A 1,143-nucleotide genomic window follows, 5' to 3' on the forward strand; every position below is an offset into this window, starting at 1 on the left:
CTAGTGTCCCGCGTCAGAAATTCGTGCGATATATTTGGCCAGGGAATCGAGGATCTCCTCGGCGGTCTTGTGCCAGACGAACGGCTTCGGGTCGTCGTTCCAGGTCTTGATCCAGTTGCGAACGTCTTTCTCCAGTGCTGCAACGCTTTTGTGTACACCACGGCGGAGCAGCTGATCGGTCAGGAATGCGAACCATCGCTCGACCTGATTGATCCAGGAGGACCCGGTCGGGGTGAAGTGGACGTGAAAACGTGGGTGCTTGGCCAACCAGTCGCCCACTGCCGGCGTCTTGTGGGTGGCCAGGTTGTCGCAGACGAGATGCACGTCCAACTCGTCGGGGACGGCCTTGTCGATCGCGGTGAGGAACTTCTTGAACTCCACGGCCCGGTGACGTCGATGAAGCTCGGAGATCACCGTGCCGTCGGCGATGTTGAACGCCGCGAACAGGCTGGTGACGCCGCTGCGGGCGTAGTCATGACTGCGCCGTTCCGGCATGCCGGGCATCATTGGCAGCACCGGCTGGGAACGGTTCAAGGCCTGCATCTGACTCTTCTCGTCCACGCACAGGACGACGGCACGCTCGGGCGGATTATGGTAAAGGCCAACAACATCGACTACCTTGTCCACGAACTGCGGATCCGTGGAAAGCTTGAAACCGTCGGTCAGATGCGGTTTGAGTTCGAACTTGCGCCAGATCCGGCCGATCGTCGACGGTGACAGGCCGGTGCGCTTGGCCATCGAGGTACGCGACCAGTGCGTCGCATTGGCCGGGGCGGTTTCCAGTGTCGCGGTAACCACGTCTTCGACCCGGTCCAGCAAGATCGAGGGCGGACGACCCGGTCGAGGTTCGTCGACCAAGCCGTCGAGGCGTCGGTCGACGAAGCGCCCGCGCCATTTGTTGACCGTGTTGGCGGATATCCCTAGGTCTGCCGCAACTTGCTTGTTTGTCATCCCCGGCTCCGCGCAGGCCAATACGATCCGCGACCTCAGCGCCAACGATTGTGGGGTTTTCGCTCGCCGCGACCATCGAACGAGTTGTTCGCGTTCGCTATCGGTCAACATCAACTCAGCCTTCGGGCGTCCGGTTCGAGGCATGCCTCAGAATATCAAGCTAGAGCACGAATTTATGGCGTACGACACTAG

The 1,143-nt window shown here is 60.6% G+C and carries 1 protein-coding gene; it reads right to left on the reverse strand.

Going from position 1 to position 1,143, the window contains the following annotated elements; genetic code table 11:
* Window positions 1-1,095: an IS630 family transposase gene (locus NOF53_RS27430; RefSeq protein WP_255974816.1), complete on the reverse strand. Its 1,095-nt coding sequence runs from the start codon at window positions 1,093-1,095 to the stop codon at window positions 1-3.
* Window positions 1,096-1,143: the final 48 nt, after the last annotated feature.

The sequence above is a fragment of the Rhodococcus tibetensis genome, assembly GCF_024438035.1.
Classification (GTDB): Bacteria; Actinomycetota; Actinomycetes; order Mycobacteriales; family Mycobacteriaceae; genus Rhodococcus_F; species Rhodococcus_F tibetensis.

Excerpts from the sequence above, each read along its gene's own strand:
- NOF53_RS27430 (WP_255974816.1), bottom strand. The coding sequence starts at position 1,095 with ATGCCTCGAACCGGACGCCCGAAGGCTGAGTTGATGTTGACCGATAGC.